We start from the raw sequence: 20458 nt of genomic DNA on the forward strand, positions 1-20458 counted from the left end.
AAGGTAGCCTAAAATATTCCTTGCCTTGCCCCCATAGCCCAATCGGCAGAGGCAGTCGACTTAAAATCGATTCAGTGTGGGTTCGAGTCCCACTGGGGGCACCGTGTGAAGTCTCGAGACATCGTTCCTATGGTGTCTCGAGATTTTGTTTTGGTAAGTCTCCACAGCCTTTATGCGGAAACTGTTCGCAAAACTTTTAGCTACATGGAAAGACTGCGGAACTTTATAGGGCGGTGTCTCGTTGAACAGGATGAGATAGCTAAATTGCACCTCTCTTAGAAAGGACAACCGTGCGTTCAAGCAATCCGGTAATGAGTTCTCTGACCGAAAATAGTACCCGCCAAAATTCTGGATACGGGGACGAAGCTGCTCGTCCAATGACCGTGGATGACGTCGTCACCAAGACAGGCATCACCCTCGGCGTCATCATCGTCGCCGCAGCCATCAATTTTGGGCTGGGAATGGTAAATCCAGGTATTGCCATGGCTTTGACTCTGGTCGGTGGCATCGGTGGCTTCATTACTGTGCTGGTTGCTTCTTTTGGCAAGAAGTGGGGTTCTGCTGCGGTCACACTGATTTACGCCGTATTTGAGGGACTATTCGTTGGTGGCTTCTCCTTCATGTTTGCCAATGTGAACTTCCAAGGTGAAGGCGGAATGGCAATCATCGGCCAGGCAATCGTTGGAACCATTGGTGTATTCATCGGCATGTTGATCGTGTACAAGACCGGTGCAGTTAAGGTGACCCCGAAATTCACCAAGATCCTCTTCGGCTTGGTCGCCGGAGTTGCTGTCATGGCGTTGGTTAACTTCCTGGGTGCAATCTTCTTCGACTTCAACCCTTTGCGTGATGGCGGCCCGATTGCCATCATCTTCTCGCTTGTTTGCATCGTTCTTGGTGCGCTGTCCTTCCTGACTGACTTTGATCAGGCTGACCGTATGATCCGTGCCGGCGCTCCCGCTAGCAATGCTTGGGGCGTAGCTCTCGGCCTCGCTGTGACCTTGGTCTGGCTCTACACTGAGATTCTTCGTTTCTTGAGCTATTTCCAGCGAGACTAATCAACTTTTCACGTAGGCCCGCACTGAGATGCGGGCCTTTTTGCTGCCATAAAACGCTTACAAGCGTGTAATTAGTGGGGTAGTTCGGGGGATAAAGTGAGGGTTTAGGCTTTATTTGGTCTAGAAGGGCGGTCTCAGGAGTAGTACAGCTAATAAGCAGGAAACTTCGCCTTTTAGGCGTTATGGATGTGACATATGGGGCGAATAATTTTGTTAAATCGCCGTTAACCTTCTTGGTTGCGTAGAAAATTTTTGGAGTTCCGTGCATGCTGTGTACCGGAACAGGAAAACGAAGTGAAGAGTTCTCTTCTTCACTATCTTGTTCCTCTCGTCAGAAAGTGAGTGCGCGAAGGATTGTTGTGAAGCGTCAGGTAACCGTAGCAACGTTGATGGTCAGTAGCTCCGTTGTGCTGGGTAGCTGCGTTGCGGACATCGGTACGAGGAGCGCGTCAGAGGAAACCACGAATGTGGACGAAACTGGCGGCATTAGTTCGGCCGACGGTGCAGGGGGAACCAACGGGGACCTGGGGGATGACGCGGACAGCAATCGGGGGGAATCGGCACGCACCGACGGTGAGAAAAATGTGAAAGGCGCCGGCCAATCGGGGGAGGCCGGCGCCACGGGGTCGGGGGAATCTTCCGGCGTCCTACCGCCACTGGGGGAATTCGACCCGACTCAGCCAGGGTTCCAAGTGTTCGATCCATGTGTAGAGATTTCGGAAGCCAAATTGCAAGAGCTTGGGCTGGAACGCTATGAGGACCCGGATATTGCGGAGTCTGGTCATAAGGGGTGTAGCTACAAAGCAATTTCTGAGGAGACAGTTCTTTCCATCAGTTCTACTTACGAACCATTTGATGATTCGAAAGTAAATCCAAATTTGGTGGTAGAAACTACAGATAGCGAATTGTCTGGAGTTGTAATTCAGCGGGGAGAAATTTTCCCGGAGCTCGCGTGCAGTGCAACGCTATCTACTGTGCGAGGAGTGGTTACGGTTTCAGCGAATAGCTTTGGAAACACCGAAAGTAGCGCTTGCGAAAAAGCTGGAAAAGTGACGAAAGATTTAATTTAACTGAAATTCGGGGGAATAAATGAAAATTAATGTTGCTAATGTAAGCAGAAATATAAATCAAATTGAGCGGTTGAATCAAGGCATTGCTGGCAACAATATTGCTGCTGAAAGCCCTCTAACCGGCAGCTTTTCTTCGGTGACTGGAATCGATCATGTTGGTGCAATTCATGAGCGAGTTTTGAGTTCGGATCCTGGATCTGCTCGGAATTCCATTTCCAGCTTTGTTAAACAGCTTGATTGGCTTTCTGATTCTTTGGGGAGGGAAGCACGTGGCTTTCAGGCGCAGGAGGACGCGAATAGCAGGGGAATGGAGATTGCGGATGCGGGTGGGGACATAGGCATTGAGTCTATGCCGATTATGAACCAGCCGGAGCCAGGGTACAGTCCCTTCGGGTTTTCTATGCCGGTGGTGAATGTGGGTACAGACATCGTGAAGCTTGCGACGGACCTGATGTCGACACAGATTTGGAATGTGTCGGAGGCAAATGCGCGGTGGAGCTCATTGGCGTCGGAAGTCGACGATATTGTCAGCGGGTTAGAAGAAGCAGCCGGGTCTTTGGAAAGCGAGAATGATAGCGAGGCTACGTCGAGGGCTGCGGCGAAGATTCGGGAGGTGGCGGCGTCGGGAAGCCATTTTGTGGCAAATGCAAAGGTCATGGGGGAGAAGCTAACCGGATTCCATGCCAAGCTCATGGGGATGCAGCCGGCGGCGATGGCTATGGCTATGGAAGTGATGGCAATCCCAGAACCGGTGGAGCGTGAAATTGCGGAAAAGGCCGCATTGGCCATGCTGCAACCAGACCTGCAGCGGTTCGCCATAGAGGCCATGCCTTACCAGCATGCATTGATGGAGCAATCGCCGGCGTCGGGAGGCGGAGGCGTCGATGCGGGACTCGTCGGAGTAGAAGGTGATGGTCAGCGCTACACTACCGAAGCAGTGGTGTGGCCGAAAAAGATTGCGGAGGCGATTGCGCGAGGCGATTTGGGCCCCGGAAACTTTGACGTTGTCAATGGAAACGTGAACGGGTTGGATGCTGTGGGGATGAGCCCGCAGGAAATCAGCGATTTTCACCAGCAGATGCATACTAGTGGCAGAAATGCGCTGGAAGGGCTGGGGCTGGGAGAACAAGTAACCATTGGGGGTAACGAAGTTTCCACCCAAGGGGCATCGATGCCGGGGGCTGTCGCAGCGAATGGGGTGATGGGGCAGGTTCCTAGTGGCACAGCACATCCCGTTGGTGCTGGAGTGAGTACGGGGGCGCTCAACGGTAGCGGCCCGGTTGCGCCACCAGCTAATGCGCATTCCGCGAGCGGGAGTATGGCACCGATGATGGTATCCGGAAGGCCTGCAGATGCCGGTCGCGGTGCTCTTGGTAAGCAACAGCCACTGCGTGGTGGGTTCGGAGCCGGCCCGGGAATCTTAAGCAGTAGCGCCGATATAAGGCATGCCGGAAGAGGTGCGCAACTGGGCCAAAGCCTTGGACGCGGAACTGGCGCGGCAATTCCCTACGCTGGAGTTGGTTCGCGCGCAGGTCTTGGCGCCAGTACAGGAACCGTAGGAGGACCCGGTATGCGTGCCGGTGCGGGCGGCAGCCTTGGTATTGGAACCGGAAGCGGCGAAAACAGCGCGGCAACGCGCGGGGGCAATGCCGGTCGTTCTACTGGCGGGGCGCGGGCTTATGGCCCGATGATGGGGATGCGCGGTAAGGATAGTGAGAAAAAGCGCGTAAAGTCCGTGACTACGCAGGTCGAAAGGGACCCCAATAAACGCGACCTATTAGGCGAGCCGCCCGCTGTAGTGCCCGGCGTAATCGGGGACTGGGTGCGGGAAGTAAACGTGGAAAAATAACATGAAAAAGGGCCGAGGAAACCCTCGGCCCTTCCGTCTTTTTACTGCTGCGGCAGCTCGGTGGCGGTACCATTCAGGTGCGGCTGTGCTGGCTCCTCAGGGACACCGGACTCAACTACAGGCTGCTGCTCTTGAACAACGGACTCAGGTGCGGAAGAGCTGGTGTCAGCGTCCTTTTGCATTGGGGCCTCACCAGTGAAGGTAGAAGCATTTTCTACCTTGGAATCAGAGTCCTGCTGGTTGGGTGGGTGGCAAGCAGCGAGGGAGAGGCCGGCGGTGAAGACGAGACCAGCGGCAGCGTAACGGGAGAACTTCTTCATGGGGATATGCTCTTTCTCCAAAGTGGTAATTGGCTTAAAGTTTAGGACTCGCGCGGAGTAGCGGCCTTAGCAGAATCATACGGCGCAGCGGATTCGATGGTGACGGAAATGGTCTTGCCATTCGGAGCGGTGTACTCGCGGGTCTCACCTTCCTGCGCGCCGAGGATGGCAGCGCCCAGTGGCGACTGCTCCGAATAGGTTTCCAAATCCTTGTTGTCAGAAGCAGCGGCGCGGGTACCGATGAGGAAGGTCTCCTTATCGTCCTTGTTGCCGTTGTAGTAAACGTGAACTACGGAACCAGTGTGGGCTACACCCTCCTGAACAGCACCGCGCTCGGTGGTGGCATTCGCGAGGACCTCAGAGATCTGCTTGATGCGGGCCTCTTCCTGGTCCTGCATTTCACGAGCAGCATCGTAACCGGCGTTCTCCTTGAGGTCGCCTTCCTCACGGCGCTCGTTGATCTCAGCCGCGACTACTGGGCGATGATCGATAAGCTCCTGCAGCTCGGCCTCGAGCTTCGCCTTGGTTTCTGGGGTGATGTACTGCTTTTGCTGCTCAGCCATTCTGCAACCTTCCGTAGATAGGAATTGTGGTCAAAGCCCCTAGTAGTCCCTGGGGCCATAAGTAAAAGTGGAACTAGGCAAATGCCCAGTTCTAGGCGCTACAAATCCTAGCACACGCGGCTAGCGGCTTTCCGCGTAGTCAGGGTTATCCATATCCAAGTATTCGGGGATATTGCCAGAGCAACCATAAGCGCCGCCAGCGACGGCGCGGGCGTTGGTCGGGACGTCAACAGCGATACGCTGGGTTTCATTTCCGCCAGCGGGAACAGGAAACTCGCGTCGGCCTACTTCGGACTTGGAATAATCAAAGGCTTGGACAATGCAATAAGCCTCTTCATCGGTGTGGTTACGGGTGACGTCGACCCAGACGCGGGTGGTGTCATCGCTCAAAACCTCTTGGGTCACGATGGAAACCTGCGCGTTCACGCGCTCCTTTTGTTGAAAGTACCGGAAGCCAAAGAAGATGAGCGCGATAAAAATGGCGATAAAGATCAGCACCAGCGCCTTATTAGTCCAGCTACCTGAGTTCTTTTCAGAAGGCCCCCGAGAGCCATAGCGGGCGGCTGAGCGAGATTTTCCGGCGGAAGTCATGCTTCCCACTCTAGCCGAGGACCACTGTTTTCCAATTATCTACTAGGATAATCATCTGTTCAAAGAACCTAGATTTATAAGGGGATGGATTTTCAGTGAGCGATTTTCGCCTACTAGCTATCCACGCGCACCCGGACGATGAGTCTTCCAAGGGGGCTGCAACCACCGCGCGCTATGCCGCAGAAGGCAACGAGGTTTTGGTGCTGACCTGTACCGGCGGCGAGCGCGGCGATGTGATTAACCCCGCCATGGACCGCCCTGGGATCAAGGAATATATGGGCGAGGTTCGTCGGGAAGAAATGGCTAAAGCTGCGCGTGCGCTAGGCGTGCACCATCGCTGGCTGGGCTACGTCGACTCCGGTTTGCCGGATCCGGTTGAAGGCAAGTCTATGGAAGAGCTGCTACCGGAGGGCTGCTTTGCGTTGCAGGGAGACGACACCGTTGCGCAGGAACTTGTCCAGGTGATCCGCGAGTTTCGCCCACACGTCATCATCACCTATGACGAAAATGGCGGGTATCCGCACCCAGATCATTTGATGGTGCATCGGGCCTCGATGATTGCGTGGGAAAAGGCCGGCGATGCCGAGTATCACCCAGAGTTGGGTGAGGCGTGGACGCCGCTAAAGCTGTACTACTCGCATGGCTTCGTCTATCAGCGCATGAAGATATTCCATGATTTGCTCTTGGAGGAGGGCAAAACTAGCCCCTATGGGCCGATGCTGGCGTGCTGGGACACCGCGTTTGGAGATATCATGGCGCGTGTAACGACCCAGGTGGAATGCGCAGACTATTTCAGCAATCGCGAGGAGGCTCTGCGTGCGCATGCCACGCAGATTGATCCGGCTGGTGCTTTCTTGGCGACGTCGGTGGAGGTACAGCAACGCCTGTGGCCCACCGAGGAGTTTGAGCTGGCGAAAACCCGCGTTTCTACCTCCTTGCCAGAAAACAACCTTTTTGCAGGCATCGAAGAAAAAGAGGAGGCTTAAGACATGAGCGTGTATGGCTCTTTCGTTCTAGCCGCAAATGATGCATTTGTACTTGCTCAAGGCACCCAGGGCGCCGAAGGCGGTCCAATGGGTCCTGAATTTGGCAAAGCTTCGCCCATCGGCTTGCTGATCTTGGCCCTAATGGGAGTTGCAGTGTTAATCGCGGGATGGAATTTTCACCGCCGTTACTCACGCTTCCGCCGCCGCATGATGTTTGCGGAAGACCACGGTATCGATCCATTTGATGAGGAAGCCGTGGATGAGGCGATGAAAGAAGCTGGCATTTACGATAACCGCAAAAAGTCCATTTTCTAGGCGGATAGACTAATGAGCGTGAGTTCTCTCAAACAGCTGGCTTACCCGGCTTATGAAGCGCGTCTGGCGCGCCTTATTAAAGGCAAGCCGCAGCCCAAACACATTGCCATCATGGCCGATGGCAATCGCCGGTGGGCGCGCGAGGCTGGTTTTACCGATATCAGCCACGGTCACCGCCAAGGCGCGAAGAAAATTGGAGAGATGATCTCATGGTGCAGCGATACCGATATCGAAGTAGTCACCATCTATTTGCTGTCCACGGAGAATCTAAAGCGCAGCGAACAAGAAGTAGAGCTGCTATTTGACATCATCTCGGATGTGGTTATGCACCTATCCCACAGCGATGTCGGTTGCCAAGTCCGCCTTGTCGGCCACCTTGATCTGCTCCCGGATGATATTCGCCAGCGCATGGTGGCGGCGGCAGCGGAAACTAAGGACAATACCGGAGTCATCGTCAATGTGGCAGTGGGATATGGCGGACGCCAAGAAATCGTAGACGCAGTGCAGAACTTGGTGCGCGCGGAAGCCGAGAAAGGAACCTCTGCTGCGGAGATGGCGGATCGCGTCACCGCAGAATCTATTGGTGAGCACCTGTACACTAAGGGGCTTCCGGACCCAGACCTGGTTATCCGTACCTCTGGTGAACAACGACTTTCGGGCTTTCTCCTATGGCAGGCCGCGTACTCGGAGATCTGGTTTACAGATACCTACTGGCCGGCATTCCGCAAGGTGGATTTTCTCCGTGCCCTGCGGGACTATTCCCAACGTTCGCGCCGCTTTGGTAAATAAGCGCTAGAGCTTGCGCATCCGCACTTGTTCCACCAAGTGATGCGAGCCCTTTTTGAGTACGAGGGAGGCTCGTATGCGGGTGGGCAGGATATTTTCTACGAGGTTGGGCAGGTTGATGGACTGCCAAATTTCACGGGCTTGGGCGCGCGCTTCCTCATCGTCCATATCTGCAAAGGCAGAGAAGTGGGCATTAGGTTCGCGGAAAGCGGTGTGGCGCAGGGTGAGGAAGCGATTAATATACCACTGCTCGATATCATCGGTGCGGGCATCAACGTAGACTGAAAAGTCAAAGAGATCCGCCACGGTGAGCGTAGGGCTTGTTTGCAACACATTGAGACCCTCTAGGATCAGGATGTCAGGTTGATGGACTTCCTGGTATTTTCCGTCCACGATGTCATAGCTGATATGCGAATACAGTGGAGCCTTGACCAGTGGCTTTCCTGATTTTACGTCGGTGACAAAGCGGAGCAATGCGCGCCGGTCATAGGATTCCGGAAATCCCTTGCGCTGCATGAGACCGCGTTCTTTTAAGGTCTTGGTGGGGAAGAGGAAGCCGTCGGTAGTAACGAGCGCGACCTCGGGGTGAGAATCCCAACGCTGCAGAAGCACCTGTAGAAGACGGGCAGTGGTGGATTTTCCTACCGCCACCGAACCTGCCACGCCGATGACAAACGGAACGTGCGTTGGAGGATTTCCTAAGAAGGATTCAGTAGCTGAGGTGAGCTGCTGGCGCGCTGTGACCTGCATGTGGATAAGGCGGGAGAGAGGGAGGTAGACATCAGCCACCTCATCTAGGTCAATGCGGTCTCCTAGGCCGCGAAGTTTTTCAACCTCGGTCTCCGTGAGCACCTGGGGCATGGATTTACGCAAACCACGCCAGGTCTCGCGGTCAAAATCTAGGTAGGGACTCGAATCCAATGTGCGCGCCATGGCTCTATTGTCGCACTTGCCTAATCCATGGGTAAAAGTATGCCCCCTTCGGGTGCTGGGCACGATAAGATATGCAGCAGCCCATACCGCTTGATATTGAGAAGGGGACCACACTTTATGGCTTCTTTTACCTCTGACCTCCGCGACCTTGACCCGGACGTATTCGGCGCTATCCAGGGAGAGATTTCCCGCCAGCGCGAAACTCTGGAAATGATCGCTTCTGAGAACTTTGTGCCTCGCGCCGTGCTCCAGGCGCAGGGCTCCGTGCTCACCAATAAGTACGCTGAAGGCTACCCAGGCCGCCGCTACTACGGAGGCTGCGAGCATGTCGACGTCGTGGAGGACCTGGCTCGTAACCGCGCGAAGGAGCTTTTTGGCGCGGAATTCGCCAATGTTCAGCCACACTCCGGTGCGCAGGCGAACGCTGCGGTGCTGTCCACCATTGCTGAGCCAGGAGACAAGATTTTGGGCTTGTCCCTCGCTCACGGCGGTCACCTGACTCACGGCATGAAGTTGAACTTCTCCGGCAAGCTTTATGATGTTGCCGCCTACGAGGTGGACCCAGAGACCATGCGCGTGGACATGGATAAGCTGCGGGAGCAAGCGCTGAAAGAGAAGCCAAAGGTTATTATTGGTGGCTGGTCTGCTTACCCGCGCACCATGGATTTTGCGGCCTTCCGTGAAATTGCTGATGAGGTCGGCGCTTACCTATGGGTAGATATGGCTCACTTCGCTGGCCTCGTGGCCGCCGGCCTGCACCCGAGCCCGGTGCCGCACGCTGATATCGTGTCCACCACCGTGCACAAAACCCTGGGTGGCCCACGCTCCGGCATGATTTTGGCCAAGCAGGAGTATGCCAAGAAGATCAATTCCAACGTCTTCCCAGGGCAGCAGGGCGGACCGCTGATGCACGTAGTCGCTGCGAAGGCCATTGCCATGAAGATTGCCGCGACCGAGGAGTTTAAGGAGCGCCAAGAGCGCACCTTGGAGGGTGCTCGCATTCTGGCGGAGCGCCTTACCGCGGAGGATGCTAAGGCGGCTGGCGTGGACGTGCTCACCGGCGGCACCGACGTGCACTTGGTCTTGGCTGACCTGCGAAATTCCGAGTTGGATGGCCAGCAGGCAGAGGATCTGCTGCATGAAGTAGGCATCACTGTTAACCGCAATGCCGTCCCGAATGACCCTCGTCCGCCGATGGTCACGTCTGGCCTGCGCATTGGTACCTCTGCGCTGGCAACCCGCGGTTTGGATGCTGAGGCCTTTACCGAGGTCGCAGATATCATCGGCACCGCCTTGGTACAGGGCAAGAACGCCGATGTGGAGGCCCTCCGCGCACGCGTGGACAAGATTGCCCAGCACTACCCGCTGTATGAGGGCCTCGAGGACTGGAAGCTGGTCTAGTCCTTTACCTCATGTCCACGGGCCTGCGCCATGGTGGCGCGGGCCTGCTGGAGCCATTCTGGTTGCTCTTGGAGGAGCTGATTGATTTCCGCTGTGGTTAGCGGCTTATCCATATCGTTTTTCTTGAGCGCGGTAACAGAGATGCCTAGCTTATGAGCGACTTCCGGGCGGGGGTGAGGACCCTCGCGACGCAAGGTTTGCAGCCACTCGGGCGGGTTATGCTGCAATTCGCGCAGCTCTTCGTGGCTAATGGCACTATTTTGAAACTCGTCCGGCGCAGCGGGCAGGTAGATGCCAAGCTTCTTCGCTGCGGTCTGGGCACGCATGGCGGTGCCGGATGGTTGCTTATGTTCTTCAGTCACGCTTTTACCGTAGCACTTTCAGTAGACTGTCCTCTATGCTGCGCTTAGCTTTTGCCACCGGTACGGAGCCTGGAAAGTGGTTCCGCCGATTCGAAGAAAATACTGCTCATGGTGGTTTATACACCGTTGATGCAGACGATGCGCTAGCTCCGCTGCTAGGTGGAGAGGTGGATGTGGCCCTCGCGCGTCTGCCGGATGCCCGCGTGGATGACTCCTTTCATGTGGTGCGCCTTTATAAAGAGGCTCCAGGAATTGCGGTTCCGAAGGACTCGGTCTATGCCGAAGTAGGCGAGGAACTCACGCTTGCCGACGTCGCAGATGAACACCTCAACTACCGCCTCGCCGATTCCGGGCTCGTTGATGTCCCCGCGGTCCGCGATGCCCTCCAAGTGGTGGCAGCCAATGTGGGAATCGCGATTGCACCGCGCCCCCTGCTCAAGGTGCTCAGCAAGAAACAGGTGGTGCCACTCGGGCTAAAGGATGAGTCCGTGCCGGTGACGGAGATTGCCCTGGTATGGCGCAAGGAGGATGACGGAGAGGCAATTCAGGACTTCGTGGGCGTCGCCAAGGGCCGCACCGCACGGTCCTCACGGCAGGAGAAACCGAAGCGAAGCGCCAGGGAAAAGGCGAGGGCTAAGCAAGCGCGAAGAAACGTTAACAATTCGTTACAAAATAAAAAGAAGGCTTTTAAGCAGCGCAAACGGAGGTAGTACTTTAGTGTTTGCTGTCTGCTTCCTGTCCGTGTGGGTGGCGCCCGCTGGGTGGTGTCATTACGGTGGGTTTCGTTCGTCATGAAGGGCGATTTAATAAAAATTAGAATTAACTTACTTTCTTGATGAAAGGATGATGCAGAAATGCAGAAGATGACTCGTCGTATCGTAGGTGGCTTTGCTGCCGCAACCCTGTCCGTTGCTCTCGTAGCTTGCTCCGATGCCGAGGATGCAGCTAACGACGCTAAGGACACCGCCGGTTCCGTAGCAGCTGATGCTTCCGACGCTGCTGGCTCCGCCGTTGATGAAGCTACCTCCGAAAAGGATAAGGACGCGGAATCCTCCGAGTCTGAGGATGCGGATGGTTCCGAGTCTGAGGATGCTGATTCCAAGGACGGCGACACCAAGACCGTCTCCACCGCCAATGGTGACCAGGAGGTTCCGGCAGCTCTGGCGTCTGCCATCGAGGAGAAGAAGGCTGAGTGGGGCGACGTGCAGAGCGTAGAGTCCTCCGATAAGGGTTCTTTGGCAACCTTCGATGGCGGCAACCTGCTGGCTATGGCTAAGGACGGCGATGAGGCTCAGCCAATCGTCGGCAAGATCGCTGAAACCTGGAAGGAGCAGGGCGGTCTGGATGCAGAGGTAGGCCTGCCTAAGGCTGCCGAGGAGAAGGCTACTGAGGGCAAGGGCTGGACCCAGCAGTTCGACAATGGCGTTATCTCCTGGCTCCAGGATGAGAGCGGCAAGTTCACCTCTTCCGTAGAGAAGTAAAAAGCTCTTTTTGAGGTAATCCCTTCGCAGCATCCGCTGCGGAGGGATTTTTCGTTTTCTTAAAGTTCATCTTGCACCCATGTAATTTCAACCTTCGGTGCCTACGTTGGGTGGCAACCCCGGAATTTGGGGCTATACGGAAGAAGTTTGATCTACCGCATTTCAAGGGAGAACCCTGCCACCATGACTCGTCCCTCTGTACTTTCTACTCCGCTTGCCACAACCGATAACACCGTCGCTACCAAGACTTATGTAGTGGATACTTCGGTCTTGCTTTCTGACCCTTGGGCTCTGCGCAAATTCGCAGAGCACGATGTGGTCCTTCCCGTTGTGGTTATTTCTGAACTGGAAGGAAAACGTCATCACCCGGAGCTTGGCTGGTTCGCCCGCCAAGCTCTTCGCTTTTTGGAGGAACTGCGCGCTACCTATGAGGCGCTAGACCAGCCGGTCCCCGTGAACGTAGATGGCGGCACCCTGCGCGTGGAATTGAACCATCAAGACCAATCCTTGTTGCCCTCTGCCTTCCGTGGCCCAGAGGGGGACCACCGTATTCTGGCCTGCGCCCTCAACCTTGCACACGAAGGTAAAGATACCGTGCTAGTCACCAAGGACGTGCCACTGCGCGTGAAAGCCGGCGCGGTTGGTGTGCAGGCGGATGAGTACCACGCCCAGGATGTGGTCCTGACCGGCTATACCGGAATGGCAACCGTGCAAACCAGCTCGGATGTCATCGATGCCCTCTACCGTGATGGGGAAGTCATGCTAGACGGCGTTCACACTGAAAAGGGCACTGCCGTGGAGGAGCTGCCAGTCCATTGCGGACTTACCCTGGTAGCGGGAGCGCAGTCCGCGCTGGGGCGCATCACCGCGGAAGGTGCGGTGGAGCTCGTGCGCGGCGATAGCAATGCCTTCGGCCTGCAAGGACGCTCCGCGGAGCAGCGCATAGCTTTGGACTTGCTGATGGATCCCAATATCGGAATCGTCTCCATTGGCGGACGCGCCGGCACTGGTAAATCGGCACTCGCCCTGTGCGCCGGATTGGAAGCTGTACTCGAGCGCGGCGAACATCGCCGTATCGTAGTCTTCCGCCCGATGTATGCGGTAGGTGGGCAGTCGTTGGGATACCTTCCGGGCACCGAATCAGACAAGATGAACCCGTGGGCGCAGGCAGTCTATGACACTTTGGAAGGCTTGGTGTCTGAAAACGTGATGGAAGAAGTACATGAGCGCGGCCTGATTGAGGTCTTGCCCTTGACGCATATTCGCGGCCGCTCCCTGCATGATGCCTTCGTTATTGTGGACGAGGCACAGTCCTTAGAGCGCAATGTTTTGCTCACCGTGCTTTCTCGGCTAGGCAAGGGCTCACGGGTGGTGCTCACCCATGACGTAGCGCAGCGCGATAACCTGCGCGTGGGCCGCCACGATGGCGTCCAGGCAGTGATTGAAAAGCTCAAGGGGCACGAGCTATTCGCGCATATTGCGCTCCAGCGCTCTGAGCGTTCCGCCATTGCGGAGCTCGTCACCGACCTGCTGGAAGGCGGCGATTAGGCCAGACATGTTCGCGTATGGCGATCGTGATGTGTACAGCGTGGCGAAGCTGGGCATTGCCCAGTAATAATGTTGAATATGAGCGAGAACGCCAAGCAGACGTCTTCGGACGAAAAGAAGAAAGATTTCCGCATCCGCCCCTTTACCGCGGCGGACTATCCCCAGATGCGAGAGATCTATGAACAGGGACTCAATACTGGGCACGCCACCTACGAGACCCGATCCCTGACCTTTGAAGAATTCAAAGCCGGCAAAATCATGCCCTCGGTGCATGTGGCTGTTGAAGCCGATGATGATTCGAAGGTCTTGGGATGGGTGTCTGCGGCGCCGGTATCTACCCGCACCGTCTTCCACGGAGTAGTGGAGGATTCTATTTACTTGGGCTCCGAGGCGCAGGGCCGCGGCATCGGCGGCGCACTTTTGGATCGCTTGATTGAGGTATGTAAGGACCTGCACAAGTGGGCTATCCATTCGTGGATCTTCCCTGAAAACGCCGGTTCTGCGGGGCTGCATAAGTCCCGTGGATTCGTGAAGGTGGGCACTTACTCTCACATGGCGAAGATGACCTACGGCGAGCTTGCGGGCCAGTGGCGAGATACCGATGTGTACGAGCTGCTTTTGCCCAAGCCGGAGGAAAAGAAGCGTTAGCTTTTCCCAGCGCACAGGAATAAAGTTAAGAGAGTATTCGTACGCTATCTCTCTAAGGCTTTTAAATGTCTGTGCGTACTCGTGCCCTTGCTTTGTCCACCGTTGCGGCTATGACGGCAGGGGCGCTTTCTGTTCCTACAGCGGGAGCTGTGTCCTATCCCTCCGCAGGCTCGGTGCCTGTTGCCCAGTTGGACATCACCCAGGTTGATGGTGGTGTGGCCTATGTGTTTGCCACTCCTGAGCTACAGTCCCATATCGAGACGGTGACCCGCCAGTTGCATGAGTTGCGCGCCAAGGCCTGGGATGCCAATCTTCCGTTTGCTGGTGCTAGGCTTCGCGACGTCGCACCGGACCGCACCGCATATATCAACGGCATATCCTGGAGCAGGGGATTGGAACACTCCGCGATACAGCGCGCTGCGGAGGAAAACTACGATTTTGATCATCGCCGTGGAGACGGGGGGAGCCGTGGACGGTAAAGTCCGGCGCCTTTTTCGCAGAAAACCTCACTTCTTCACCGATGGAACGCGCCATTGCTAACTGGTCTACTGATGGCGGTTCTGGCAGCGAGTGGAATCAGCTCATTCGCTCTAACGGTTCCTATTCTGGCGGTGCGGGACATATTTACAGCTTGCTTAACCCAGCCAACCACTAATTTGCCCAGGCACAGGTTGGAAGCACGACGGCCGGCCATTATTCCGAGCACGCGGTGTCGGGCGCCTCAGAGCGCCTCGAAGGACGGCACGCATTTCCCATTGCGGTACCGGAAGCCGCTCTGGCAAGCGCGGCTATAGGTTTTAGCGGCGGTACCCATGTGGGCGATTCCGGCAGCATTGGCGTAAGCATTGCGGGATGGGACGGTGCCCGGTTAGGGGTGCCGGGGTCATCGCTAACCTCGTCCGATCCGGAGGTTCTTGCGGTGCATTCTGACGGCACATATGAGGCTTTGCAGGAAGGCACGGCCGAGGTGCTTATTACTCCATACCTGCCGCGCAACGGGGAAACTCGCCCGGCTGGAGAAGCACTGAACCAGACGGTAGCGGTCACCAAAAAGCCAGCGATAAGCGGCATTGGTGGAGGATCGAGCGCCGGCGCGGCTATCGGCATCATTGCCGCCATCGTTGCCATTTTAGGAATTGGGTCCCAAGTTCTGCGGCAGATGGGTTTCTGGCAATAAAAACACCCCGCCAAGGGCGGGGTGTGGGGGCCGCTACATCGTAGGAACGTCCCAGGGGCCGAACCAGCGCTGCGCCGATGAGCGCATGTTATCGCTCAAGCGGCTAAAGCGCGGGATCGGGATACCGTGTGCGCGGGCTAAGGAAACTAGATAGTCCCTAGTGCGCCATACCTCGATGGGGTTGGCATGAACATCCAACGCCGCCTGCAGGCCGCCAGGAGCATAGCCGAGGGCGGATTCAATGGGGGTGTCGGCAAGCGGGAGTGCATCGCGCAAGGCATGCAGTTCTTGGCTTGTAGCCTCAGTTTCTGCAGGTGTGCGCGACATTAGTCAATGGTTTCCTTCAGTCGCTCCTCGCGCAGAGGCAGGAGGAGAAGGAGCGCGACGATGACCAACGGAACCATCAGAGCGATAACCGGGGTCAGGCCGTCATTATAGGAATTGAGGATTGCTTCCTCGATTGGCTTGGGGAAGGACGCGACCAAATCTGGGGTGAGGCTATTGGCACCGCCGTCGGCATTGCCAAACTTTTCTGCATAGGCGGCGCCCTCAGGGCCCATCTTTTGGAAGGCTTCTGGCATGCGGGTGGCCATCTCATCCTTCATATTGTGGATGAACATGGAGCCAACCAGGGAAGCACCCAGTGCGGAACCGATTTGGCGGAAGAAGTTATTCGCCGCGGTAGCGGTACCCACCTGGGACAGTGGGAAGGAGTTCTGGACGATGAGCACGAGGACCTGGATAACCATGCCCAGGCCGATGCCGAAGACCAAGAACTCGCAGCCCAGCTGCTTCAGGGAAGTCTCTACGGTCAGGTGAGACATCCAGAACAATGCACCAGCGGTAATGGCTAGACCGATGATGGGGTAGACCTTGTAGTGGCCGGTGCGGGCAATGATGAAGCCCACGCCAGTGGAGGTGCCGATAAGGCCCACCATCATCGGGATCATCATCAGACCCGCCTTGGTTGGGGTCAGGGTGTGCACCATCTGCAAGTAAGTAGGCATGTAGCCCAGAACACCGAACATTGCCAGGCCCAGCACCACGCCGGACAAGGTAGTAAGGGCCATGTTGCGGTTCTTGAATAGGCGAACTGGAATGAGCGGTTCCTTGGCGCGCAGCTCCACCAGGATGGTGATGATGGCGCCAATGATGGTGATGGCACCTAAGGTGAGGATCATCGACGAGCCCCACTCGTACTCGGTGCCGCCCCAGGTGGTCATGAGGATAAGGGACGCGGTGGTAATAGCGATGAAGGTTGCGCCGAGCCAGTCGAAGCGCTTCATGTCGGCTTTACCGACGCGCAGGTGCAGCACCAAGGTGCACACGATGATGGCGAGGATGCCAAGCGGGATGTTCATCCACATGCCCCAGCGCCACCCCGGACCGTCGGTGAACCAGCCGCCGAGGACGGGGCCGAGGACGGAAGACAGGCCAAAGACGCCGCCCATGATGCCCATGAACTTGCCGCGCTCACGGGAGGAGGTGACCTCGGCGATGATGGATTGCGAAGAGATCATCATGAATCCAGCGCCAAAGCCTTGCACGGCGCGGGCGATAATCAGCAGCGACATGGAGTTGGCAAAGCCACCGAGGGTGGATCCCACGACGAAGGTGGCGATACCCCCAATGTAGAGCCACTTGCGGCCCAACATGTCACCCAGCTTGCCGGAGATAGGCATGGCGATGGTCATGGTGACAAGGAAGGCGGAGATGACCCAACTCATGTGGTCGACGCCGCCGAGCTCACCAACGATGGTTGGAAGAGCAGAAGAGAAAATCATTTGGCCCAAGGAGCTCATCAGCATGGTGAGCATTAGGGCCGAGAAAATAAGCCCGAGGTTATCGGCGCGGGACTGGCCCTGGGAAGGGGCCTTAGCAGCCGTATCTACCATCGCATTCCTTTCATAAAGTCTGTTATTAGCGTGAGGGAAGTATCGAGACGCGCGCCGAGGTCTAGGCTGCAATCTGCATCCGGGGATGCCATCGCCAACCAAAGTGCCTCACGGACGAGGCCGGCGATGAGCATCGCCTCGGTGCTAGAAGAGCAGTTGTCAAGGACGCGAAGCTCCGGTTCTTTGTTAAGGCGCTCTTCAATGAGATCGATGAGCTCAATGGATTTTGCTCGCTTCCGGCTTATTGCCGCCGCAGCTGCATCTGGATCATTGGAGATGCGTTTGCGGCGATCCCGGATAGTCGGGTTGATGTGGTGGCCTTCCATATGCCGTCTGACCAACTGAAGGACGAGGTCTACCATGCTGGTCGTTGGCTCATTAAGGAAGAGTTCCCGCATCTCTTCCGTAAACTCGGTGCTTGGAGCGCCCAAAACGGCGGATTCCTTGGAATCGAAGTAATTGAAGAAGGTGCGCCGAGAAATACCGGCTACTTCGCAGATCCGCTCAATGGTGACTGCGCTAAAGGACTGTTCATCCACCAGTTTTGTGGCGGCATCCTCTATGCGCAGGCGCGTCTCGAGGCGTTTCTGCTCGCGTAGTGATAGTTCTTCTTGCACGCCATGCAACTTTACACTCGGTGCAAACTTGCACCAAGTGCAAAAAGGGTGATTTTAGAGGTGCATCCTTCCTTATGTGAGATGTGTCATTGCTCTTGCCGACGTCCCCCTTACCCCAGGCATGCGAAACCCCGCCCGGGTCCTGCCCGGGCGGGGTAGCGGTGCGGCGGATTCTTAGAAGTTATCGCGGTCGCGGTTAGTCATGCTCAGCACGTCGAGGCGCTTGTCCAGCTCTTCCTCGGTGAGGTTTTCGCCGTCGACAAAGCCCAAATCAATGACGGCCTGGCGAACAGTGATTTTCTCATGCAAGGCATGCTTGGCGGCCTTGGCTGCGTTCTCGTAACCAATAGCAGAGTTGAGCGGGGTCACGATGGAAGTGGAAGACTCCGCAAAGTGCTTCATGCGCTCCTCGTTGGCCTCGATGTGATTGATGCACTTATCGGCGAAGACGCGGGAGGCATTGGACAGCAGGCGAGCAGACTCGAGCACGTTGCGTGCCATCATCGGGATGAAGACATTGAGCTCGAAGTGGCCCTGGGCACCGCCGAAGGCGACTGCGGCGTCATTGCCCACCACCTGGCCGGCAACCATGGTGACGGCCTCCGGAATGACCGGGTTGACCTTACCCGGCATGATGGAAGAACCTGGCTGCAGGTCCTTCAGGTGAATCTCTGCCAGGCCGGTCAGTGGGCCAGAGCCCATCATGCGGAGGTCATTAGCAATCTTATTAAGGGACACAGCAACCGCGCGCATGGCGCCGGAGAACTCCACCAAGCCATCGCGTGCGGCCTGTGCCTCAAAGTGGTTCTCTGCTTCCTTTAGTTCCGCAACACCGGTGAGCTTCTTGAGCTCTTCGGTGACCTTAGCGCCAAAGTCCGCAGAGGTATTCAGGCCGGTGCCGGTGGCGGTACCGCCGATGGCCAGCTCGCCCAAGCGTGGCAGGGTGGCCTCGATCCGCTCGATGCCCAGCTCAATCTGGCGGGCGTAGCCACCGAATTCTTGACCGAGGGTAACCGGGGTGGCGTCCATCAAGTGGGTACGGCCCGCCTTGACCACGTCGGCGAATTCCTTGGCCTTCTTGCTCAGGGACTCGTGCAGAACCTTCAGACCTGGAATGAGGTCATTGACGGCTGCTTCCGTAGCGGCCACGTGGGTGGCGGTAGGGAAGGTGTCATTGGAGGACTGGCCCATATTCACGTGGTCATTCGGGTGAATCTCCACGCCATTTTGGTGTGCCAAGGAGGCGATAACCTCATTGGTATTCATATTGGACGAGGTGCCCGAACCAGTCTGGAAAACGTCGATAGGGAAAGCATCATTGTGCTTGCCCTCGGCGATTTCAGTAGCGGCGGCGATAATGGCATCGGCCTTGTCCGCGTCCAACTTGCCGGAATCCTTATTTACCTGAGCACAAGCTGCCTTTAGGAGGCCAAGTGCGCGAATCTGCGCATTTTCCAGGCCGCGGCCGGAAATGGGGAAGTTGTCCACTGCGCGCTGGGTCTGTGCGCGCCACAGGGCATCTGTAGGAACCTTTACTTCGCCCATGGTGTCATGTTCGATGCGGTATTCAGTCATGTGAAGATCACCTCAGTTAATTGGGTAGTGTGTGCTTTCCAGTATGGCGGAGATCTACCAGGAGGTCCGCCTTCGGGGGTGCCCCCTAGTTTTTGGTCGGGGTGGTGTAATCTACTACGGAATATTCCTGCAGCTTGGATAGCTTATGGATGGAGTCGATGTAGCGAATGGTGCCGGACTTGGATCGCATAACCAGTGAGCGGGTAGTAGCGCCGGAATTGCGGTAGGAAACACCGCGCAGCATGTCACCATTGGTCACGCCGGTGGCAGCGAAGTAGCAGTTTTCGGAGGAGACCAAGTCAGTGGTCTTGAGGACGCGGTCCAAATCGTGGCCGGCTGCGCGGGCCTTTTCTGCTTCCTCTTCATCCTTTGGCCACAGCTTGCCTTGGATTTCGCCGCCCATGCAGCGCATAGCGCAGGCGGTGATGATGCCTTCTGGGGTGCCGCCGATGCCCATCATCATGTCGATGGAGTTGGAATCCTGGCAGGTGGCGATGGCGCCTGCAACGTCGCCATCCATAATGAGGCGTACCTTGGCATCTGCGGCGCGAATTTCCGAGATGAGCTGCTCGTGGCGCGGGCGATCAAGGACCACCACGGTCAGATCTTCGGGGCGAATATTCTTGGCCTTAGCCACGGAGTTAATGTTCCACTCCACTGACTCGTTGATGTCGATAGCGCCGACTGCTTCTGGGCCAACAGCAATCTTTTCCATGTAGAAGACTGCGGAAGGGTCATACATGGTTCCGCGCTCTGCGGCCGCGATGACGGAGATAGCGTTGGGGCGGCCTTCTGCCATCAAACGAGTTCCGTCAACGGGGTCCACGGCGATATCCATGGCGGCGCCCTCGCCGGTGCCTACTTCTTCGCCGTTAAATAGCATAGGGGCCTCATCCTTTTCGCCCTCACCAATGACAACGACGCCGTTCATTGCAACGGAGTTGATGAGCTTACGCATGGCGTCGACCGCCGCGCCATCGCCCTCATTCTTCTGGCCGCGGCCTACCCAACGGCCGGAAGCGAGCGCTGCTGCCTCGGTGACACGGACCAGTTCCATCGCCAGGTTGCGGTCAGGAAGATAAGACGTATTTTCGGACATGTGTAGTGGTTGCCTTCCATAGTTTTCTCATCGAGGGGTGTTCCCCTTGATGCTCTACCTTTCCATTCTCGCACTTTTTTGCTCTAATGGGTCCGATTTTGCGCCCCATTTGTGGGGGATTCATCAAACTTTCGGGGGAGAAGGGGCCGTGTGGCTTTTTGGAAGCACACCGTGCGATACTAAG

Annotated in this window: 24 protein-coding genes and 1 tRNA gene; 15 read left to right on the plus strand and 10 right to left on the minus strand. The window is 56.6% G+C overall.

Going from position 1 to position 20458, the window contains the following annotated elements:
* The first annotated feature begins 27 nt into the window (after positions 1 to 27).
* The 4 genes from RAE07_RS07720 (at position 28) to RAE07_RS07735 (ending at position 3977) form a co-directional block, all read left to right on the plus strand.
* Positions 28 to 101, plus strand: a tRNA-Leu gene (locus tag RAE07_RS07720).
* Between the two features lie 189 nt (positions 102 to 290).
* Positions 291 to 1058 carry a Bax inhibitor-1/YccA family protein gene (locus RAE07_RS07725; protein WP_200287838.1) on the plus strand — a complete coding sequence of 256 codons (768 nt, stop codon included), beginning with the start codon at positions 291 to 293 and terminating at the stop codon, positions 1056 to 1058.
* Positions 1059 to 1417: 359 nt separating this feature from the next.
* Positions 1418 to 2128 (plus strand): DUF3558 family protein, encoded by a 711-nt coding sequence (locus RAE07_RS07730; RefSeq protein WP_023021901.1) that lies wholly within the window; start codon positions 1418 to 1420, stop codon positions 2126 to 2128.
* Between the two features lie 19 nt (positions 2129 to 2147).
* Positions 2148 to 3977, plus strand: coding sequence for a hypothetical protein (locus RAE07_RS07735; protein ID WP_311201233.1), 1830 nt, complete (start codon positions 2148 to 2150; stop codon positions 3975 to 3977).
* Positions 3978 to 4018: 41 nt separating this feature from the next.
* On the opposite strand, the gene RAE07_RS07740 is transcribed toward RAE07_RS07735, so the two are convergent.
* From RAE07_RS07740 to RAE07_RS07750, 3 genes are all read right to left on the minus strand, one after another.
* Positions 4019 to 4297 (minus strand): hypothetical protein, encoded by a 279-nt coding sequence (locus RAE07_RS07740; RefSeq protein ID WP_023021899.1) that lies wholly within the window; start codon positions 4295 to 4297, stop codon positions 4019 to 4021.
* A 41-nt stretch (positions 4298 to 4338) separates the two neighbouring features.
* Positions 4339 to 4860, minus strand: coding sequence for a transcription elongation factor GreA (gene greA / locus RAE07_RS07745; RefSeq protein ID WP_200287834.1), 522 nt, complete (start codon positions 4858 to 4860; stop codon positions 4339 to 4341).
* 120 nt (positions 4861 to 4980) lie between these two features.
* On the minus strand, positions 4981 to 5451 hold the full coding sequence (locus RAE07_RS07750) for a DUF4307 domain-containing protein (RefSeq protein WP_023021897.1): 471 nt from the start codon (positions 5449 to 5451) through the stop codon (positions 4981 to 4983).
* Positions 5452 to 5546: 95 nt separating this feature from the next.
* Between RAE07_RS07750 and mca the strand changes: the two genes are divergently transcribed.
* The 3 genes from mca to RAE07_RS07765 are packed head-to-tail and all read left to right on the plus strand — an operon-like array spanning position 5547 to position 7541.
* Positions 5547 to 6437 (plus strand): mycothiol conjugate amidase Mca, encoded by an 891-nt coding sequence (mca, locus tag RAE07_RS07755; protein ID WP_317001674.1) that lies wholly within the window; start codon positions 5547 to 5549, stop codon positions 6435 to 6437.
* Between the two features lie 3 nt (positions 6438 to 6440).
* Positions 6441 to 6752 carry a hypothetical protein gene (locus RAE07_RS07760; RefSeq protein WP_023021895.1) on the plus strand — a complete coding sequence of 104 codons (312 nt, stop codon included), beginning with the start codon at positions 6441 to 6443 and terminating at the stop codon, positions 6750 to 6752.
* A 12-nt stretch (positions 6753 to 6764) separates the two neighbouring features.
* Positions 6765 to 7541 (plus strand): isoprenyl transferase, encoded by a 777-nt coding sequence (locus RAE07_RS07765; protein WP_239205320.1) that lies wholly within the window; start codon positions 6765 to 6767, stop codon positions 7539 to 7541.
* Positions 7542 to 7544: 3 nt separating this feature from the next.
* Here the strand turns inward: RAE07_RS07765 and coaA are convergent, their stop codons facing one another.
* Positions 7545 to 8471 (minus strand): type I pantothenate kinase, encoded by a 927-nt coding sequence (gene coaA / locus RAE07_RS07770; protein WP_023021893.1) that lies wholly within the window; start codon positions 8469 to 8471, stop codon positions 7545 to 7547.
* A gap of 117 nt (positions 8472 to 8588) precedes the next feature.
* Here coaA and glyA point away from each other — a divergent pair, with 117 nt between their 5' ends.
* Positions 8589 to 9872 (plus strand): serine hydroxymethyltransferase, encoded by a 1284-nt coding sequence (gene glyA / locus RAE07_RS07775; RefSeq protein ID WP_023021892.1) that lies wholly within the window; start codon positions 8589 to 8591, stop codon positions 9870 to 9872.
* On the opposite strand, the gene RAE07_RS07780 is transcribed toward glyA, so the two are convergent.
* Positions 9869 to 10198 (minus strand): DUF5997 family protein, encoded by a 330-nt coding sequence (locus tag RAE07_RS07780; protein WP_023021891.1) that lies wholly within the window; start codon positions 10196 to 10198, stop codon positions 9869 to 9871. The genes glyA and RAE07_RS07780 overlap by 4 nt on opposite strands.
* Before the next feature lie 71 nt (positions 10199 to 10269).
* On the opposite strand from RAE07_RS07780, the gene RAE07_RS07785 reads away from it, so the two are divergent.
* The 7 genes from RAE07_RS07785 (at position 10270) to RAE07_RS07815 (ending at position 15088) form a co-directional block, all read left to right on the plus strand.
* Positions 10270 to 10944: a LysR family transcriptional regulator substrate-binding protein gene (locus RAE07_RS07785; RefSeq protein WP_023021890.1), complete on the plus strand. Its 675-nt coding sequence runs from the start codon at positions 10270 to 10272 to the stop codon at positions 10942 to 10944.
* A 144-nt stretch (positions 10945 to 11088) separates the two neighbouring features.
* Positions 11089 to 11715: an LGFP repeat-containing protein gene (locus RAE07_RS07790; protein WP_023021889.1), complete on the plus strand. Its 627-nt coding sequence runs from the start codon at positions 11089 to 11091 to the stop codon at positions 11713 to 11715.
* 183 nt (positions 11716 to 11898) lie between these two features.
* Entirely contained in the window at positions 11899 to 13263 is a 1365-nt protein-coding gene (phoH2, locus tag RAE07_RS07795; RefSeq protein ID WP_316327737.1) for an RNA 5'-3' helicase PhoH2, read from the plus strand.
* A 69-nt stretch (positions 13264 to 13332) separates the two neighbouring features.
* Positions 13333 to 13911 carry a GNAT family N-acetyltransferase gene (locus tag RAE07_RS07800; protein WP_023021887.1) on the plus strand — a complete coding sequence of 193 codons (579 nt, stop codon included), beginning with the start codon at positions 13333 to 13335 and terminating at the stop codon, positions 13909 to 13911.
* A 65-nt stretch (positions 13912 to 13976) separates the two neighbouring features.
* Entirely contained in the window at positions 13977 to 14390 is a 414-nt protein-coding gene (locus tag RAE07_RS07805; protein ID WP_259824424.1) for a hypothetical protein, read from the plus strand.
* A gap of 41 nt (positions 14391 to 14431) precedes the next feature.
* Positions 14432 to 14566, plus strand: a complete 135-nt coding sequence (locus RAE07_RS07810) for a hypothetical protein (RefSeq protein ID WP_259824423.1) — start codon at positions 14432 to 14434, stop codon at positions 14564 to 14566.
* A gap of 54 nt (positions 14567 to 14620) precedes the next feature.
* Complete coding sequence (locus tag RAE07_RS07815) at positions 14621 to 15088, plus strand: hypothetical protein (protein ID WP_284835696.1); 468 nt, start codon at positions 14621 to 14623, stop codon at positions 15086 to 15088.
* Between the two features lie 33 nt (positions 15089 to 15121).
* On the opposite strand, the gene RAE07_RS07820 is transcribed toward RAE07_RS07815, so the two are convergent.
* The 5 genes from RAE07_RS07820 to glpX form a co-directional block, all read right to left on the minus strand.
* On the minus strand, positions 15122 to 15415 hold the full coding sequence (locus RAE07_RS07820) for a DUF2316 family protein (protein WP_259824421.1): 294 nt from the start codon (positions 15413 to 15415) through the stop codon (positions 15122 to 15124).
* On the minus strand, positions 15415 to 16983 hold the full coding sequence (locus RAE07_RS07825; protein ID WP_086588122.1) for an MDR family MFS transporter: 1569 nt from the start codon (positions 16981 to 16983) through the stop codon (positions 15415 to 15417). The genes RAE07_RS07820 and RAE07_RS07825 overlap by 1 nt, the downstream gene beginning before the upstream one ends.
* On the minus strand, positions 16977 to 17600 hold the full coding sequence (locus RAE07_RS07830; RefSeq protein WP_086588121.1) for a TetR/AcrR family transcriptional regulator: 624 nt from the start codon (positions 17598 to 17600) through the stop codon (positions 16977 to 16979). The genes RAE07_RS07825 and RAE07_RS07830 overlap by 7 nt, the downstream gene beginning before the upstream one ends.
* Positions 17601 to 17774: 174 nt before the next feature.
* Positions 17775 to 19175 carry a class II fumarate hydratase gene (locus RAE07_RS07835; protein ID WP_259824420.1) on the minus strand — a complete coding sequence of 467 codons (1401 nt, stop codon included), beginning with the start codon at positions 19173 to 19175 and terminating at the stop codon, positions 17775 to 17777.
* A gap of 85 nt (positions 19176 to 19260) precedes the next feature.
* Positions 19261 to 20274 (minus strand): class II fructose-bisphosphatase, encoded by a 1014-nt coding sequence (gene glpX / locus RAE07_RS07840; protein WP_200287823.1) that lies wholly within the window; start codon positions 20272 to 20274, stop codon positions 19261 to 19263.
* Between the last annotated feature and the right edge of the window lie 184 nt (positions 20275 to 20458).

It is taken from the genome of Corynebacterium nasorum (genome assembly GCF_032821635.1).
Taxonomy (GTDB): Bacteria; Actinomycetota; Actinomycetes; order Mycobacteriales; family Mycobacteriaceae; genus Corynebacterium; species Corynebacterium kefirresidentii.

Excerpts from the sequence above, each read along its gene's own strand:
- RAE07_RS07735 (WP_311201233.1), top strand. The coding sequence starts at position 2,148 with ATGAAAATTAATGTTGCTAATGTAAGCAGAAATATAAATCAAATTGAG.
- phoH2 (WP_316327737.1), top strand. The coding sequence starts at position 11,899 with ATGACTCGTCCCTCTGTACTTTCTACTCCGCTTGCCACAACCGATAAC.
- RAE07_RS07750 (WP_023021897.1), bottom strand. The coding sequence starts at position 5,451 with ATGACTTCCGCCGGAAAATCTCGCTCAGCCGCCCGCTATGGCTCTCGG.
- RAE07_RS07825 (WP_086588122.1), bottom strand. The coding sequence starts at position 16,983 with ATGGTAGATACGGCTGCTAAGGCCCCTTCCCAGGGCCAGTCCCGCGCC.
- RAE07_RS07810 (WP_259824423.1), top strand. The coding sequence starts at position 14,432 with ATGGAACGCGCCATTGCTAACTGGTCTACTGATGGCGGTTCTGGCAGC.
- glpX (WP_200287823.1), bottom strand. The coding sequence starts at position 20,274 with ATGTCCGAAAATACGTCTTATCTTCCTGACCGCAACCTGGCGATGGAA.
- RAE07_RS07760 (WP_023021895.1), top strand. The coding sequence starts at position 6,441 with ATGAGCGTGTATGGCTCTTTCGTTCTAGCCGCAAATGATGCATTTGTA.
- RAE07_RS07790 (WP_023021889.1), top strand. The coding sequence starts at position 11,089 with ATGCAGAAGATGACTCGTCGTATCGTAGGTGGCTTTGCTGCCGCAACC.
- RAE07_RS07780 (WP_023021891.1), bottom strand. The coding sequence starts at position 10,198 with ATGCGTGCCCAGACCGCAGCGAAGAAGCTTGGCATCTACCTGCCCGCT.
- RAE07_RS07740 (WP_023021899.1), bottom strand. The coding sequence starts at position 4,297 with ATGAAGAAGTTCTCCCGTTACGCTGCCGCTGGTCTCGTCTTCACCGCC.
- RAE07_RS07835 (WP_259824420.1), bottom strand. The coding sequence starts at position 19,175 with ATGACTGAATACCGCATCGAACATGACACCATGGGCGAAGTAAAGGTT.
- RAE07_RS07765 (WP_239205320.1), top strand. The coding sequence starts at position 6,765 with ATGAGCGTGAGTTCTCTCAAACAGCTGGCTTACCCGGCTTATGAAGCG.
- RAE07_RS07800 (WP_023021887.1), top strand. The coding sequence starts at position 13,333 with ATGTTGAATATGAGCGAGAACGCCAAGCAGACGTCTTCGGACGAAAAG.
- RAE07_RS07785 (WP_023021890.1), top strand. The coding sequence starts at position 10,270 with ATGCTGCGCTTAGCTTTTGCCACCGGTACGGAGCCTGGAAAGTGGTTC.
- glyA (WP_023021892.1), top strand. The coding sequence starts at position 8,589 with ATGGCTTCTTTTACCTCTGACCTCCGCGACCTTGACCCGGACGTATTC.
- RAE07_RS07805 (WP_259824424.1), top strand. The coding sequence starts at position 13,977 with ATGTCTGTGCGTACTCGTGCCCTTGCTTTGTCCACCGTTGCGGCTATG.
- greA (WP_200287834.1), bottom strand. The coding sequence starts at position 4,860 with ATGGCTGAGCAGCAAAAGCAGTACATCACCCCAGAAACCAAGGCGAAG.
- coaA (WP_023021893.1), bottom strand. The coding sequence starts at position 8,471 with ATGGCGCGCACATTGGATTCGAGTCCCTACCTAGATTTTGACCGCGAG.
- RAE07_RS07820 (WP_259824421.1), bottom strand. The coding sequence starts at position 15,415 with ATGTCGCGCACACCTGCAGAAACTGAGGCTACAAGCCAAGAACTGCAT.